General features: G+C 65.9%; 18 protein-coding genes. 11 read left to right on the forward strand and 7 right to left on the reverse strand.

Going from position 1 to position 14,763, the window contains the following annotated elements:
- Positions 1-214: 214 nt before the first annotated feature.
- The 4 genes from ACFPQ5_RS18890 (at position 215) to ACFPQ5_RS18905 (ending at position 4,990) form a co-directional block, all read left to right on the forward strand.
- Positions 215-1,348, forward strand: a complete 1,134-nt coding sequence (locus ACFPQ5_RS18890) for a M14 family metallopeptidase (protein ID WP_379759289.1) — start codon at positions 215-217, stop codon at positions 1,346-1,348.
- Between the two features lie 55 nt (positions 1,349-1,403).
- Positions 1,404-1,637, forward strand: a complete 234-nt coding sequence (locus ACFPQ5_RS18895; RefSeq protein WP_379759292.1) for a hypothetical protein — start codon at positions 1,404-1,406, stop codon at positions 1,635-1,637.
- Between the two features lie 124 nt (positions 1,638-1,761).
- Positions 1,762-3,279 (forward strand): ATPase domain-containing protein, encoded by a 1,518-nt coding sequence (locus ACFPQ5_RS18900; RefSeq protein WP_379759295.1) that lies wholly within the window; start codon positions 1,762-1,764, stop codon positions 3,277-3,279.
- Positions 3,266-4,990 carry a response regulator gene (locus tag ACFPQ5_RS18905; RefSeq protein WP_379759298.1) on the forward strand — a complete coding sequence of 575 codons (1,725 nt, stop codon included), beginning with the start codon at positions 3,266-3,268 and terminating at the stop codon, positions 4,988-4,990. The genes ACFPQ5_RS18900 and ACFPQ5_RS18905 overlap by 14 nt, the downstream gene beginning before the upstream one ends.
- 12 nt (positions 4,991-5,002) lie before the next feature.
- Here the strand turns inward: ACFPQ5_RS18905 and ACFPQ5_RS18910 are convergent, their stop codons facing one another.
- Genes ACFPQ5_RS18910 through pmbA form a run of 3 tightly spaced genes read right to left on the reverse strand, consistent with a single transcriptional unit; the run spans position 5,003 to position 7,048 of the window.
- The gene (locus ACFPQ5_RS18910; RefSeq protein WP_379759301.1) at positions 5,003-5,431 is read right to left on the reverse strand and encodes a DUF1801 domain-containing protein; all 429 of its coding nucleotides are present in this window, start codon (positions 5,429-5,431) and stop codon (positions 5,003-5,005) included.
- A 9-nt stretch (positions 5,432-5,440) separates the two neighbouring features.
- Entirely contained in the window at positions 5,441-5,680 is a 240-nt protein-coding gene (locus ACFPQ5_RS18915; RefSeq protein ID WP_379759304.1) for a hypothetical protein, read from the reverse strand.
- Between the two features lie 15 nt (positions 5,681-5,695).
- Complete coding sequence (pmbA, locus tag ACFPQ5_RS18920) at positions 5,696-7,048, reverse strand: metalloprotease PmbA (protein ID WP_379759307.1); 1,353 nt, start codon at positions 7,046-7,048, stop codon at positions 5,696-5,698.
- A 95-nt stretch (positions 7,049-7,143) separates the two neighbouring features.
- Here pmbA and yjgA point away from each other — a divergent pair, with 95 nt between their 5' ends.
- From yjgA to ACFPQ5_RS18940, 4 genes are read left to right on the forward strand one after another with little or no spacing between them, the layout of a single operon-like run.
- Positions 7,144-7,737, forward strand: a complete 594-nt coding sequence (gene yjgA / locus ACFPQ5_RS18925; RefSeq protein WP_379759310.1) for a ribosome biogenesis factor YjgA — start codon at positions 7,144-7,146, stop codon at positions 7,735-7,737.
- Entirely contained in the window at positions 7,718-8,356 is a 639-nt protein-coding gene (gene mog / locus ACFPQ5_RS18930) for a molybdopterin adenylyltransferase (RefSeq protein WP_379759313.1), read from the forward strand. Before yjgA ends, mog begins: the two co-directional genes overlap by 20 nt.
- Positions 8,353-9,021 carry an alpha/beta hydrolase gene (locus ACFPQ5_RS18935; RefSeq protein ID WP_379759316.1) on the forward strand — a complete coding sequence of 223 codons (669 nt, stop codon included), beginning with the start codon at positions 8,353-8,355 and terminating at the stop codon, positions 9,019-9,021. Before mog ends, ACFPQ5_RS18935 begins: the two co-directional genes overlap by 4 nt.
- 54 nt (positions 9,022-9,075) lie before the next feature.
- Complete coding sequence (locus ACFPQ5_RS18940; protein WP_290422061.1) at positions 9,076-9,273, forward strand: hypothetical protein; 198 nt, start codon at positions 9,076-9,078, stop codon at positions 9,271-9,273.
- A 124-nt stretch (positions 9,274-9,397) separates the two neighbouring features.
- On the opposite strand, the gene ACFPQ5_RS18945 is transcribed toward ACFPQ5_RS18940, so the two are convergent.
- Complete coding sequence (locus ACFPQ5_RS18945) at positions 9,398-9,952, reverse strand: carboxymuconolactone decarboxylase family protein (protein ID WP_379759319.1); 555 nt, start codon at positions 9,950-9,952, stop codon at positions 9,398-9,400.
- Positions 9,953-10,085: 133 nt separating this feature from the next.
- Between ACFPQ5_RS18945 and ACFPQ5_RS18950 the strand changes: the two genes are divergently transcribed.
- Positions 10,086-11,411, forward strand: coding sequence for an aspartate aminotransferase family protein (locus ACFPQ5_RS18950; RefSeq protein ID WP_379759322.1), 1,326 nt, complete (start codon positions 10,086-10,088; stop codon positions 11,409-11,411).
- Positions 11,412-11,498: 87 nt separating this feature from the next.
- On the opposite strand, the gene ACFPQ5_RS18955 is transcribed toward ACFPQ5_RS18950, so the two are convergent.
- The 3 genes from ACFPQ5_RS18955 to ACFPQ5_RS18965 all read right to left on the reverse strand — a co-directional run bounded on the left by ACFPQ5_RS18955 (position 11,499) and on the right by ACFPQ5_RS18965 (position 13,335).
- A complete protein-coding gene (locus ACFPQ5_RS18955; protein WP_379759324.1) occupies positions 11,499-12,347 on the reverse strand; it encodes a fumarylacetoacetate hydrolase family protein in 849 nt (282 codons plus the stop codon).
- Between the two features lie 68 nt (positions 12,348-12,415).
- On the reverse strand, positions 12,416-12,775 hold the full coding sequence (locus tag ACFPQ5_RS18960) for a c-type cytochrome (protein ID WP_379759327.1): 360 nt from the start codon (positions 12,773-12,775) through the stop codon (positions 12,416-12,418).
- Positions 12,772-13,335 carry a c-type cytochrome gene (locus ACFPQ5_RS18965; protein WP_379759330.1) on the reverse strand — a complete coding sequence of 188 codons (564 nt, stop codon included), beginning with the start codon at positions 13,333-13,335 and terminating at the stop codon, positions 12,772-12,774. Before ACFPQ5_RS18965 ends, ACFPQ5_RS18960 begins: the two co-directional genes overlap by 4 nt.
- A gap of 91 nt (positions 13,336-13,426) precedes the next feature.
- Between ACFPQ5_RS18965 and ACFPQ5_RS18970 the strand changes: the two genes are divergently transcribed.
- Both ACFPQ5_RS18970 and coxB read left to right on the forward strand, forming a co-directional pair.
- The gene (locus tag ACFPQ5_RS18970; protein WP_379759333.1) at positions 13,427-13,819 is read left to right on the forward strand and encodes a c-type cytochrome; all 393 of its coding nucleotides are present in this window, start codon (positions 13,427-13,429) and stop codon (positions 13,817-13,819) included.
- The gene (coxB, locus tag ACFPQ5_RS18975) at positions 13,816-14,760 is read left to right on the forward strand and encodes a cytochrome c oxidase subunit II (protein ID WP_379759336.1); all 945 of its coding nucleotides are present in this window, start codon (positions 13,816-13,818) and stop codon (positions 14,758-14,760) included. Before ACFPQ5_RS18970 ends, coxB begins: the two co-directional genes overlap by 4 nt.
- Positions 14,761-14,763 lie beyond the last annotated feature (3 nt).

The following is a 14,763-nucleotide window of genomic DNA, read 5'->3' on the forward strand; positions in this document are numbered from 1 at the left end:
GGGTTTTAACCCCCGTGGAGTCGGGACTCCACCCTACGATTATCTCGGTTCGTAGGGTGGAGTCCTGACTCCACGCGTTCACAAAGCGAGCGGTGAGTCCGCGTGCGCATGAATGCGCACCCTACGCGCTGACTCCACGGGGGTTTTATCATATGAATATCAACATGAACCGAGTATGATCTCGGCTTTACGCCTTCAATCTACAGGACACACCATGTCTATCAAGATCAGCAGCCAGTTCGACGCTGGCGCGATCGAGGTCGTGAACGCCACGAGCGCGAACGCCATCGATCTGAACATCCGCAAGGATTCGCACGCCGACATCATCCAGTGGTTCTACTTCCGCCTGCAAGGCGCGGCAGGCCAGCCCTGCACCATCCGCTTCCTGAACGCCGGCCAGGCCGCGTATCCGGCCGGCTGGGAAGACTACCAGGCAATGGGCAGCTACGACCGCATCAACTGGTTCCGCGTGCCGACGTCCTACGATGGCCAGGTCATGACGATCACCCACACGCCGGGCATGGACAGCGTCTACTACGCCTACTTCGAGCCCTACTCGTGGGAACGCCACCTGGAGCTGCTCGACCGCGCCCAGATGAGCGAACAGGTGCGCATGGTCGACCTGGGTTCGACCGTCGATGGCCGCGACCTGAACATGCTGGTCATCGGCGAGCCAGCCGAAGGCAAGAAGAAGGTCTGGGTCATCGCGCGCCAGCACCCGGGCGAGACGATGGCCGAATGGTTCGTCGAAGGCATGCTCGACGCCCTGCTCGATCCGGCTCACCCGTTCGGACGCCAGCTGCTAAACGAGACCGTGTTCTACGTGGTCCCGAACATGAATCCGGACGGTTCGGTGCGCGGCAACCTGCGCACGAATGCCGCCGGCGCCAACCTGAACCGCGAATGGCTGAACCCGACCATGGAGCGCAGCCCGGAAGTCTTCCTCGTGAAACAGAAGATGCATGAAACCGGCGTCGACCTGTGCCTGGACGTGCACGGCGACGAAGGCCTGCCGTATGTCTTCGTGGCCGGCAGCGAGTCGCTGCCGAACTTCACGCCCGAGCAGGCCGCCGCCCAGAAGCGCTTCTCCGACAACTTCATGATCGCCAGCCCCGACTTCCAGGACGTGCATGGCTACGGCGCGACGCCTTACACCGAAGAGACGCTGACCATGGGTTCGCCCCACATCACGCACGCCTTCGGCTGCCTGTCGTTGACCCTGGAACTGCCGTTCAAGGACAACGCCAACGATCCGGACCCGCAAGTGGGCTGGGACGGCGCCCGCAGCGCGCGCCTCGGTGCGGCGGTGCTGCAGCCGGTGCTGCAATCGATCCGCGCACTGAAGTAACGCTCTCAACGCCCCGCCAGCCGGGGCGTTTTTCACTCATCAACGAATCCATATCATGAGCATCTTTTCCGCCCCCGTCTTCGACGCCACCGTCATCTACAACGGCCAGGAACTGTTCAAGGGCCAGGGCGCGGCCCGCGGCTGGGCCGAGAAGGTAGCCAAAGAACTCGAAACCGAGATCACGGTCGAGAAGATCGGCACCGGCTGGGCGCTGCGCGGCACGGTCGACGGCGTCGACGCCACCTGGGGTATTTACGGCCAGCGCCTGGCGCGCATCGAGGCGTCCTGAAGAGCATGTGTGTGGGCTTGTCGCGACGGCAAATCGCACTATAATCGCGTCATCAGCAATGCCGGATTTGACGGCCTTGCCCCCACACCCGGTCGGAAATCCGGCCACTCGATAGGCCGTTTCGATGAATTCCGTACCCGCGCTGCATACCGCAGAGTCCAATCCTCCTCCGCGCATGTCGACCGGCATCGCCGGCCTCGACGACATCCTCGGCGGTGGTCTGACGCCGCAGCGCGTCTACCTGGTCGAAGGTTCGCCCGGCGCCGGCAAGACCACGCTCGGCCTGCAGTTCCTGCTCGACGGCGAGGCGCGCGGCGAGCATGGCCTGTACATCACCCTGTCCGAAACCACCGAGGAACTGAAAGCCGTCGCCGCCAGCCACGGCTGGTCGATCGAGGCGCTGTCGCTGTTCGAACTGGCCGGCGAGACGGCGCTCGACATCGATGCCCAGCAGTCGGTGTTCCACCCGTCCGAAATCGAACTGGGCGAAACGACCCGCAACGTGATGGACCAGGTCGACCTTGTCAAACCGGTGCGCGTGGTCTTCGACAGCCTGTCGGAGATGCGCCTGCTGGCCCAGAACCCGCTGCGCTACCGGCGTCAGATCCTGGCCCTGAAACAGTTCTTCACCGCGCGCAACTGCACCGTGCTGCTGCTCGACGATAAAACCGCCGCGTCGGACCAGCACCTGCACAGCATCGCCCACGGCGTCATCAGCCTCGAGCAGATCGCCAAGGAATTCGGCAAGGAGCGCCGCCGCGTCAACATCCTCAAGATGCGCGGCATCCGCTTCCGCGGCGGCTACCACGACTATGCGCTCGACACCGGCGGCATCACGATGTATCCGCGCCTGGTCGCTGCCGAACACATGCTCGACTTCACCCCAAGCATCCGCTCGACCGGTTCGGAAGGGCTCGACAAGCTGCTCGGCGGCGGCATGGTGCGCGGCACGAATACCCTGATCGTCGGCCCCTCCGGCATCGGCAAGACTACCCTGTCGGCGCGCTGCCTGCTGTCGGCGCTCGAGCGCGGCGAGACCGCCTCGTTCTACCTGTTCGACGAAGGCCTCGGCACCTTCTTCGCCCGCAGCGCCTCGCTCGGCATGGAACTGCGTCCCTTCGTCGACAACGGCCGGCTGCGCATCCAGCACATCGATCCGGCCGAACTGTCGCCGGGCCAGTTTGCCCAGATGTTGCGCGACGCCGTCGAACAGCACGGCGTGTCCTTCATCGCCATCGACAGCCTGAACGCCTATCTGCAGGCGATGCCGGGCGAACACTACCTGACCCTGCAGATGCACGAACTGCTGTCCTACCTGAACCAGCAGGGCGTAACCACGGTGCTGGTACTGGGCCAGCACGGCCTGGTCGGCGAAGTACACAGCGAGGTCGACCTGAGCTACCTGGCCGACTCCACCGTGCTGCTGCGCTTCTTCGAGGCGAACGGCCGCTTGCGCCGCGCGATCACCGTCATCAAGAGCCGCACCACGAGCCACGCCTTGACCATCCACGAGCTGCTGCTCGGGCACGACGGCGTGCGCGTCGGCGAGCCGCTTGAAGGCTTCGAAGGCGTCCTCACCGGCCTGCCGAGCTACCACGGCACGACCCCGATGATGGTCCCGACTCCGCATGGACAAGACTGAACCGCACGACGAGCGCATCCTGATCTTCGCGCCGCGCGGACGCGACGCCGAGGTCATGTGCGCGGTGCTGACGCGCGACGGCTTTCGCTGCGAGACCGTGGCCAGCTTCGCGCGCTTCGTCGCCGAGATCGCGGCCGGCGCCGGCGCGGCCATCGTCGCCGAGGAAGCGCTGCAGGGCGAGGACAACGCGCCCCTGCTTGCCTGGCTCGAGCACCAGGAGCACTGGTCCGATTTTCCCTTCGTGGTGCTGCTGACGCGCCTGGTCGGGCTGCCCGCCGACGGCGCGCGCGAACGCCTGGGGGAACTCGGCAACATGATCCTGCTCGAACGCCCGCTGAACGCGCAGACGCTGCGCAGCGCAGCCCTCTCGGCCCTGCGCGCGCGGCGCCGCCAGTACCAGGCGCGCGACGTGTTGTTCGACCGCGAGCGCACTGCCGCCAGCCTGCGCCAGAGCCAGGAAGCGCTGGTCCACCTGAACGAAACCCTGGAAGCGCGCATCGACGAACGCACGCGCGCCCTGGCCCAGGCCAACGACCGCCTGATGAACGAAGTGATCGAGCGCGAGCGGGTGCAGCAGGCCATGGTCCAGTTCCAGAAGCTGGAAGCGGTCGGCCGCCTCACCGGCGGCATCGCCCACGACTTCAACAACCTGCTCAACGTCGTGCAGGGCAGCATGGACCTGATCCTCCTGCTGTCGAAGGACGAGGTGGCGAAACAGCGCGCCGAAGTGGCGCGCCGCGCCTGCCAGCGCGGCGGCAAGCTGACCAGCCAGCTGCTGGCTTTCTCGCGCAACCAGAGCCTCGATTTGCGCCCGCTCGACGTCCATACCCTGTTCGAAGGCGTGCGCGAACTGGTCGCCACCTCGCTCGGATCGAGCGTGCGCCTGCAGTTCGAGGTCGACGATGCCGGCGCCAGCGTGGTGGCCGACACCAACCAGATGGAGATGGCGCTGCTGAATCTCGCCATCAACGCGCGCGACGCAATGGACGGCGGCGGCGAATTGCGCTTCACGGCCGGCCGCGCCGAGCCGCCGGACGGCCTGCTGCCAGAGGGAGAGTATGTACGCATCGCGGTGGCCGACAACGGCTCGGGCATGCCGCCCGAAATCGCGGCGCGCGTATTCGAACCCTTTTATACGACCAAGGGCGTCGGCAAGGGGACCGGTCTCGGCCTGTCCCAGGTCTACGGCATGGCCCAGCAATCGGGCGGCGCCGCGCGCATCCTGAGCGAACAGGGCGTCGGCACGACGGTGGAAATCTGGCTGCGCGCGGCCGGCAGCGGGACGGCGCAAGCACCGGCCGCGGCGCCCGCGCTGGCGGCCACGCCGCTTCCGGGCGCGCACATCCTGGTGGTCGAAGACGACGATTTTGTGCGCGACTCGATGGTCGAATCGCTGGGCGCGCTCGGCTACACGGTGTCGCATGCCTCCGACGGCGAGGCGGGCCTGCGCGAGCTGGAACAGGGACGCCCCGACCTGATCATCACCGATTACCTGATGCCCGGAATGACGGGTGCGGAACTGGTGCAACAGGCACGCCTGGCCTTCCCTGACGTCCCGACCATCATCGCCACGGGTTACGCCGACATGCACGCGATCGAACAGGTGATCGGCGAAGACATGGTGCTGCGCAAGCCCTTCCAGCTGGCCGAACTGGCCGCCAGCGTGGCACGCGCGCTGCACAAGGTGGATAAGGCGACGGCCCGGACCTGAGCCGCACAGGGTTCAGGCCTGCGCGGAGCCGTACAGCGCCTCGGTGGCGGCGATGGACTCGCGCACCAATTGTTCCAGCACCGTCACGTCGACCTCGTCGAGCCTGCGCACATACAGGCAGGACTTGCCCATCTTGTGATGGCCGAGTTGCGCCAGCAGGTCCGCGCGCGCTCCCATGTCGCAGCTGAGGTAGATGCTGATATCGCCCTTGCGCGGCGCGAAACCGGCCAGCGGCGCATCGCCTTCGCGCCCGCTGGCATAGCGGTAATGGTAGCTGCCGAAACCGACGATGCTGGCGCCCCACATGACCGGCGGCGCGCCCGTGATCCGCTCCATCAAGCCGCTCAGGGCCTGGCAGTCGGCGCGCCGCACCGGGTCGTCGATGGCGGCCAGCCAGGCGTGCGCATCCACCGGGGTCGGCAGCGTCTTGTTGGCAGCCATGGCTGCGGCTTAAAGCTGCACGTCCAAGTGTTTTTGGACCCACGCGTGCGCATCCTCGACGCTGTCGAAGTGCACGGTGGCGATCACCGTCTTGTCATGCGCCAGGCAGCTGAGGTAGACGCGCTTCTCGTCGGCTGAACTGAGCAGGTCGGACTGAGGCGAGAGCTCGACCGATGCCACCAGGTCGAGGTTCAGCAGCTGGGCCTTCTTCGGATTGTTTTCCTTGTCGATGCGGACGAATTTGCTCATGGCTGTTCCTTGGGTTTAGTTACCTGCCACGACCATCTTCTCGATCAGGATGGACCCGGTCGATTTATTGCCGCGTGCCAAAACGTCGTTGCCGACGCCGACGATCTGCTGGAACATCTCGCGCATGTTGCCGGCGATCGTGATTTCCTCGACCGGATACTGGATGACGCCGTTCTCGACCCAGTAGCCCGAGGCGCCGCGCGAGTAGTCGCCGGTGACGTAGTTCACGCCCTGGCCCATCAGTTCGGTGACCAGCAGGCCGGTGCCCATCTTGCGCAACATGCCTTCGAAGGTGTCGGCCAGTTTCGTGTCGTCGGAGGTGATGCTGAGGTTGTGCGAGCCGCCGGCATTCCCCGTGGTCTTCATGCCCAGCTTGCGCGCCGAGTACGAGGACAGGAAGTAGCCCTGCAGGACGCCGCTGTCGATGACCTTGCGGCGCACGGTGCGCACGCCCTCTTCGTCGAAGGGAGAAGAACCGACTTCGCCGATCACGTGCGGGTCTTCGATGATCTGGATGTGGCTCGGGAAGACCTGCTTGCCGAGGGTATCGAGCAGGAAGCTCGACTTGCGGTAGAGCGAGCCGCCCGAGACGGCCTGGACGAAAGCACCCAGCAGGCCGGCGGCCAGCGGCGCCTCGAACAGCACCGGGCAAGTGCGGGTGTCGAGCTTGCGGGCGTTCAGGCGCGCCAGCGCGCGTTCGGCGGCGTAGCGGCCGACCGCCTCCGGCTTGGCCAGCTTCTTCGGATCGCGCGCCGAGGTGTACCAGTCGTCGCGCTGCATTTTATTGCCCTTGCCGGCGATCGGCGCGATCGACATCGTGTGGCGCGAGAACGGGTAGCCGCCCATGAAGCCGCGCGTGTTGGCAGCGACGAAGTGGGACTGCTGGACGTAGACGCTGGCGCCTTCGCTGTTGGTGATGCGGCGGTCGACCTCGAAGGCGGCGTTCTCGCAGCGCTGGGCCAGCTCGACGGCTTCCTCGGTCGATATCTGCCATGGGTAGCACAGGCGCAGGTCGCGCGGGTTCATCTCCAGCATGTCGGCGTCGGGCAGGCCGGCCGCGTCGTCCTCGGCGGTGAAGCGGGCGATGTTCCAGGCCGCCTCCACGGTCGCCTTGAGCGAAGCTTCCGAGAAATCGGAGGTGCTGGCGTTGCCGCGGCGCTGGCCGGCGTACACGGTCACGCCGATGCCCTTGTCCTTGTTCTGCTCGATCGTTTCGATCTGGCCGCGACGGACCGACACCGACAGCCCGCTACCCTCGCTGATCTCGACCGAGGCATCGGTCGCGCCCTGCTCCCTTGCGAAGGCAAGCACGCTCTGCGCCAGCGCTTTGAGCTGGTCCTGGGTGTGGGTAAAAACGGAGTCGTTCATGTCGTGTTTTTCGTGGCGAGCCCTAAAACAGTTATCATAGCAGCCGTTTACTGTTTTTACTGATCGGCTCCTTGCCAATCGGATCACCCAATACCATGCCTAATCCAAACCGCGGCTCCGTGGGCTTCCAGTCCAACGAGTTCGAGCAAGAATACGAACGCCCATCGAAGTCCGAACTCAAGCGCCAGATGGACGAGCTGCAGAAGCTCGGCGCACAGCTCGTGGCCGAGCCGCGCGACCGCGTCAAGCGCGTGCCGATGCCGGAAGACGTCAAGGACGCCATCCTCGAGTGCCAGACCATCACCAACCACGAAGGCCGGCGCCGCCAGCTGCAGTTCGTGGGCAAGAAGATGCGCACGCTCACCGAAGAGGAAGTGGCCGTCATCCAGCGCACCATCGACAGCTGGAAAGGCGCCTCGAAGGCCGAGACGGCCGCCCTGCACGCGCTGGAACGCCGCCGCGAGAAGCTCCTGAGCGACGACAAGGCACTCACGACGCTGCTCGAAGAACACCCGGAACTGGACGTGCAGCACCTGCGCACCCTGATCCGCAATGCGCGCAAGGAGCAGGCCGAGAACAAGCCGCCGAAGGCCTACCGTGAACTGTTCCAGATTTTAAAAGAGCTGGGCAAGAAGCCGGCGGCGCCAGCGGAAGACGAACTGGAAGACGATGAGTCCGCAGACGACTAACGAAGTGATGCTGGTGATCGGCCTGGTGTCGGTCTCCGACCGCGCCAGCGGCGGCATCTACGAGGACCAGGGCATCCCTGCGCTGCAGGACTGGATCGCCTCGGCCCTCACGACGCCTTACCGCATCGAGCCGCGCCTGATTCCCGACGAGCGCACGCAGATCGAGAAGACCCTGGTCGAACTGGTCGACGTGGTCGGCTGCCACCTGGTGCTGACCACGGGCGGCACGGGACCGGCGCGGCGCGACGTCACGCCCGAGGCCACGCTGGCCGTCGGCACCAAGGAAATGCCGGGCTTCGGCGAGCAGATGCGGCAGATCAGCCTGCGCTTCGTGCCGACCGCGATTTTGTCGCGCCAGGTCGCGGTGATTCGTGAGACCGCGGACCACGCGGCCCTGATCATGAACCTGCCGGGCCAGCCGAAGGCGATCAAGGAAACGCTGGAAGGCCTCAAGGACGCGGACGGTAACGTGGTCGCCGGCGGCATCTTCGCCGCCGTCCCCTACTGCATCGACCTGATCGGCGGCCCGTATATGGAAACCAATCCGGCGGTGAGCAAGACCTGGCGTCCGAAGACGGCGCTGCGTCCGGCCACGCCACAACCCCAGGACAACGCATGAGCGATTTGCTGCAAACCATCGATATCGAAACCGCGCCGAATCCATCGGTCGCGATCATCTGGCTGCACGGCCTGGGCGCCGACGGCAACGACTTCGTGCCGCTGGTGCGCGAACTCGATCTGGCGGGCCTGCCCGCCATCCGCTTCGTCTTCCCGCATGCGAAGACGATCCCCGTGACGATCAACGGCGGCTACGTCATGCGCGCCTGGTACGACATCACCGGCGCCGAACTGACGCGCCGCGAAGACGAGACGGGTCTCCGCGACTCGCAGCGCGACGTCGAGGCCCTGATCGCGCGCGAAAAGGCGCGCGGCATCCCGGCTTCGAAGATCGTGCTGGCCGGCTTCTCGCAAGGCTGTGCGATGACCCTGCAGACCGGCCTGCGCCATCCGGAAAAGCTGGCCGGCATGCTGTGCCTGTCGGGCTACCTGCCGCTCAACGAAAAGGTCGTCCACGAGCGCACCGAGGAAAGCATCGACACCCCGATCTTCATGGCGCACGGCCGCCAGGACCATGTCGTGCCCTTCCTGCGCGGCGAGCAGTCGCGCGACATCCTCAAGGAACTCGGCTATACGATCGACTGGCACGCGTATCCGATGCAGCATTCGCTCTGCTTCGAGGAGGTGCAGGACATCTCGGCCTGGCTCAAGAAAGTACTGGCTTAGCAAGCCTCAACCAACGGGAGCTGCGGCTCCCGTTTTACATTGGAGGTCCTTAACATGGCCAAGAAAGAAGAACTCGACGAAGAGACGCTGGCGCTGATCAACTGGTGCATCGAGGTTGAAGGTTTTCTCGTTGCCGGCGGTGCGACGCAGAAGCAGGCGCAGGAGCATATCGAGGAACAGGTCGAGTGGTTTACGGACTTGTTCTATGACGGTTTGAGCCCGGAGGAGGCAGCGAAGGAAGCGTTGGCTTGAATTCACGCTCTGTACCGCGTGGAGTCGGGACTCCGGTGAACCCGTCATTGAGGCCATTGGCCTCAAAAACCCCTACGTAGACCACTGACCGTAGGGTGGAGTCCTGACTCCACGGGGTTTGGGTTTATTTCGGCAAAGGCGCCGCGCTCGACACCGGCACCTCGGTGCGCGCGGTGTTCATCACCATCGCCAGAAACGTGTAGTAACCATTCAGCCCCATCAAATCGACCACGCCCTGCTCCCCGAACAGGGCCACTGCCTCGCCATAGGTGCGGTCCGACACCTCCTTGTTCTGGTGCAGTTCGACGCAGAAGTCGTGCACCACCGATTCGTCCACCAGCATGCCTTCCGGCCGTTCGCGCCGCGCGATGGCATTGATCACGTCCGGCGGCACGCCGACCTGGGCCGCAATCGGCGCGTGAATCGCCCATTCGACGCCCTGGTTCCACTGGCGCGCCGTGACCAGGATCGCCAGTTCCGACAACCTGACGCCGATGGCGCTGCGGTAGCGCAGATACTCTCCCATGCGCTGGGCGTTTTCCAGCAGTTCCGGGCTGCGCAGCAGGGGGACGAAAGGGCCGTAGAGGGCGCCGCGCGGGCCTTCGATGACGGCCTGGGCGGCCCGGCGCTGGGCTTCGGTCATCTCGCTGGGGGGAATCGGACGAAGGCGGTCGGTCATGGTCGGCGTCCCGAGTGTCTTAACGGAAAACTGTCTTTACAAAAATATTCGCACAGCTTCCAGTAAAGATCAAAGGAATCCGGGCACGGCGAGTTTATTGTCAACCGTCAACTATTTGCCGGAGGGAAATTCCATGAGCAACATCATCCACCGCAGCCTGCGCCAGACGCCGCCGATCGCCACCCATGCTTCGGGCATCACGGTCTTCGACAATGCCGGGAATGCCTACCTCGACGCCAGCGGCGGCGCCGCCGTTTCCTCGCTCGGGCATGGCCATCCGGACGTGATCGCCGCCATGCACCGCCAGATCGACCGCTGCGCCTATGCCCACACCGCCTTCTTCACCACCGAGGTGGCCGAAGAGCTGGCGCAGACGCTGGTGGCCAAGGCGCCGGCCGGCATCCAGGGCGTGTACCTGGTCTCGGGCGGCTCGGAGGCGATGGAAACGGCGCTGAAGCTGGCGCGCCAGTACTTCGCCGAAGCCGGCGAGACGGGCCGCTCGCTGTTCATCGCGCGGCGCCAGAGCTATCACGGCAACACGCTGGGCGCGCTGGCCGTCGGCGGCAACGAATGGCGCCGTAAACCCTTCGCGCCGCTGCTGATGGAGGTGCCGCGCGTCTCTCCCTGCTACGAGTACCGCGACCGCCGCGAAGGCCAGAGCGTGGATGCCTACACGGCCTGCCTGCTGGACGAACTGGAGACGGCCATCATCAAGGCCGGGCCGGAGAAGGTGATCGGCTTCGTGGCCGAACCGGTGGTGGGCGCGACCGGCGGCGCGATCCCGCCGACGCCCGGCTATTTCAAAGGCGTGCGCGCCATCTGCGACCGCTACGGCATCCTCTTCATCGCCGACGAGGTGATGTGCGGGATGGGCCGCACCGGCACCCTGTTCGCCGTCGAGCAGGAAGGGGTGGCGCCCGACATCATCACGGTGGCCAAGGGCCTGGGCGGCGGCTACCAGCCGATCGGCGCGGTGCTGGCGCAGGGCGCGATCGTCGATCGCCTGCGCCACGGCAGCGGCGCCTTCCTGCACGGGCATACGTATATCGGCCATCCGGTGGCGGCGGCGGCCGCACTGGCGGTGCAGCAGGTGATCGAGCGCGACAATCTGCTGGAGCAGGTGCAGCGGCGCGGCGCAACGCTAAAACGCATGTTGGGCGACGTGTTCGGCAAACATCCGCACGTGGGCGACATCCGCGGGCGCGGGCTGTTCCTTGGGATCGAGCTGGTGCAGGACCGCGCGACGAAAGCGCCGTTCGCGCCGGAGCGCAAGCTGCATGCGGCGATCAAGAACGAGGCGATGGCGCGCGGATTGATGGTGTATCCGATGGGCGGGACCATCGACGGCCAGCGCGGGGATCACATTTTGTTGGCGCCGCCGTTCATCGTGTCGGCCGGCGAGCTGTCGGAGATCGTGACGCGCCTGAGCGAAGCGGTTGACGCCGCATTACTGAAGTAAGCGTAGGGTGGGCGCCCTGTGCCCACCATCACGATGCGCCAACGCGGCGCAAGCTTCTGGTGGGCACGGGGCGCCCACCCTACCGCATCATTTCGGGAATGCAACCACTTCCGCCTGCTGTTCTCCCAGCCCTGCAATCCCCAGCCGCAGCTTGTCGCCCTTCTTGAGGAAGCGCTGCGGCGTACGCCCCAATCCCACGCCCGGCGGCGTGCCGGTGGTGATGATGTCGCCCGGCTCCAGCGTCATGAAGCGCGAAACGTAGCTGACGATCTGGGCCACGCTGAAAATCATGTTCGAGGTATTCCCGGTCTGCATGCGCTTGCCGTTCAGTTCCAGGTAAAGATCGAGGTCCTGCACATCGTAGACGTCGTCGCGCGTGACGAGGAAGGGGCCGACCGGACCGAAGGTATCGCAGCCTTTACCTTTGTCCCACTGCGAGCCCATCTCGAACTGGTAGGCGCGCTCGGAGACGTCGTTGACGACGCAGTAGCCGGCCACGTATTTCAGCGCGTCCTCTTCGCTCACGTACTGGGCGCGGGTGCCGATCACGACGCCGAGTTCGACCTCCCAGTCGGTCTTTTTCGAGCCTTTCGGCAGCTGGATCGGGTCGTCCGGACCGTTCAGGGAGCTGATCGCCTTGGTGAAGAAAATCGGTTCCGTCGGCACCGCGGCGCCCGTCTCGGCGCAGTGGTCAACGTAATTCATGCCGATGCCGATGAACTTGCCGACGCCTTTCACCGGCACGCCCAGGCGCGGATTGCCGCGCACCAGCGGCAGGGTCTTGGTATCGATCTTGGCGAGTTTGCGCAGCGCGCGCTCGTTCAGCATGGCGGCATCGATATCGGCAATCACGCCGGACAGGTCGCGCAGGCGCCCTTCATCGTCGAACAGGCCCGGCCTTTCCTTGCCCGGGCGGCCATAGCGCACCAATCTCATGTTGTATCCCTTCGTGTTCTGCCGCTGCCGGCGCCACCATGGCGCGCGGCGGGCCCGCATGATACCAATTATTCTTTGGCCGTCAGCAGCCAGGCCGTCATGTCGAGGGCATCGCGTTCGCTCACGCCCAACTTGGGCATCGCCGTCTGCGGATCGATCGATTGCGGGTCGCGGATCCAGCGCACGAGATTAGGCTGGTTGTTCGGCAGGCTGCCGGCGACGAAGCGGCGTTCGGCGAGACCGGCCAGAGAGCGCCCGACGTGGGTCTCGGGACCGGTCAGGCCGGGAATCATGTGGCAGGCGCGGCAGGCATGCTGGGCCAGCGCGATGCGGCCGCGTTCGGGGTCGCCCTGCACCGTGTTCGACGGCGGCTTGCCCTGGCAGCCGGCCAGCAGCGCCAGCACGCAGAGGAGCAGGCGCGCGCTCATCGCGTGGCTCCTTCTGCGACAGGCGCCCGCGCGGCGCGTGTCGCCTGCGCGTAATCGCGCGCCGACAGCGTCGGCAGCACGCCCATGAAGGCGACTACCGCCCATAAATCGGATTCGCTCATATGAAACTGCCAGGCCGGCATGCCGCTCATCTTGATGCCGTGCTTGGTGATCCAGTACAGCTCGCGCGGCTGCCAGCGCGCACTGGCGTCGACCAGGGGACCGGGCAGCGGCTGCATGCTCTGCCCGATCTTGGCCTGGGCGAAGCCCGGTGCGCCGTGGCATTGGGCGCAATGGGCGGCGTACACCAGCGCGCCCTGCTTCACCTGCTGCGGCGCGCCCAGCGGCGGCACCTGCACTTCGCTCGAATGATTGCGCACCGAATAGCGCATGCCCTGCTCGAGCAGCGTAAACACGGGCTGCAGGTGCTGGGCGGTGGCCGAGGTGTCGTACCAGCCGGCGCGCAGCACGACGAAGCCGCCGATGGCGCCCGCCAGCCCCGCCAGCGCCAGCGTGGCGGCAGCGGTTTTCAGGATCAGGCGGGTACGGGTGGATGGCATCGTTCGTCGCTGTCAGGGGGTGCGCACTGTTGAAAAAATGATATTGCTTCTCTTGTATTATATAGAGCCATTGGCCTTATCGAATTCAATTGTGCGCTATCACTTTATTCTTCCCGCGCTGCCCCGTGCCGCCTGCCTTGCCGGGCTCTGCCTGGCATTCCTGGCCGGCTGCGGCAAGCAGGAGGCACCGAGACAGGTGAGCGGCGGCGATCCGGCCCGGGGCCAGCGCCTGATGGCGCAATACCAGTGCACGGCCTGCCACGCGATCCCCGAGGTGCCGGGCACGCCCGGGAATGCGGGACCGCCGCTGGATCAGTTCGGGCTGCGCAGCTACATCGCGGGGGGCTTCCCGAATACGCCGCAGCAGCTCACGGCCTGGCTCGACAACCCGCAAGCCATGAAGCCCGGCACCGCCATGCCCGACCTGGGCGTCTCGCCAAGCGAAGCACGCGACATGGCCGCTTACCTGTACACCCTCCGATGACGGCTGCGACAACGACACCGCTGCAATCGGTCCTCCACCCCGCCGGCCCGGACGCCGCCATCATCGCGCACCTGTCCTGGGTGCTGTTCGGCGGCGCCGCCCTCATCTTCGTCGCCGTGATGGCCTTGATGGTCATTGGCCTGCGCAGCAAGGGAGGTCGCCAGGTCCCGGCGCGCTGGTGGATTGCCGGCGCCGGCATCGTGTTCCCGGTCGTGGTCCTGAGCGCGCTGCTGGTCTGGAGCACCTGGCGCAGCGCGGACCTGTCGCCGCAAACCTCGCGCGGGGCGATGAGCATCGGCGTGACGGCCAAGATGTGGTGGTGGGAAGTGCGCTACCACGATCCCGCCAGCGGACGCGAAGTGGCGAGCGCCAACGAGATCCGGATTCCGGCCGGACGTCCGGTCTATATCGGCCTGACGTCGACCGACGTGATCCACAGCCTGTGGGTGCCCGCCCTGAACGGCAAGATGGATACGGTGCCGGGACGCGTCAACGGCCTGACCCTGCAGGCGGATAAACCCGGCATCTACCGCGGCCAGTGCGCCGAATACTGCGGCGAGCAGCATGCGCGCATGGCGCTGCACGTGATTGCGATGGCGCCGGCCGACTTCGAGCGCTGGCTCGCCAACGAAGCGCAGCCGGCCAAGGCGCCGGACAATGCGCTGGTCGAACGCGGACGCGCCGCCTTCCTCGAACAGCGCTGCCAGAGCTGCCACACGATCCGCGGCGTCGCCGAAGGATCGCGCCTCGGTCCCGACCTGACCCACGTCGGCGGGCGCATGCACATCGCCGCCGGCACGCTGCGCAACCACCGCGGTTCGCTGGCCGGCTGGATCGCCGACCCGCAAGCCATCAAACCGGGCGCGCGCATGCCGGCCGCGCTCGACATCGACGGCGAAACGCTGCGCGCCCTGGCCGTGTACCTCGAACAGCTGAAATGACGA

This window comes from Massilia suwonensis (genome assembly GCF_042655665.1).
GTDB lineage: Bacteria > Pseudomonadota > Gammaproteobacteria > Burkholderiales > Burkholderiaceae_D > Telluria > Telluria suwonensis.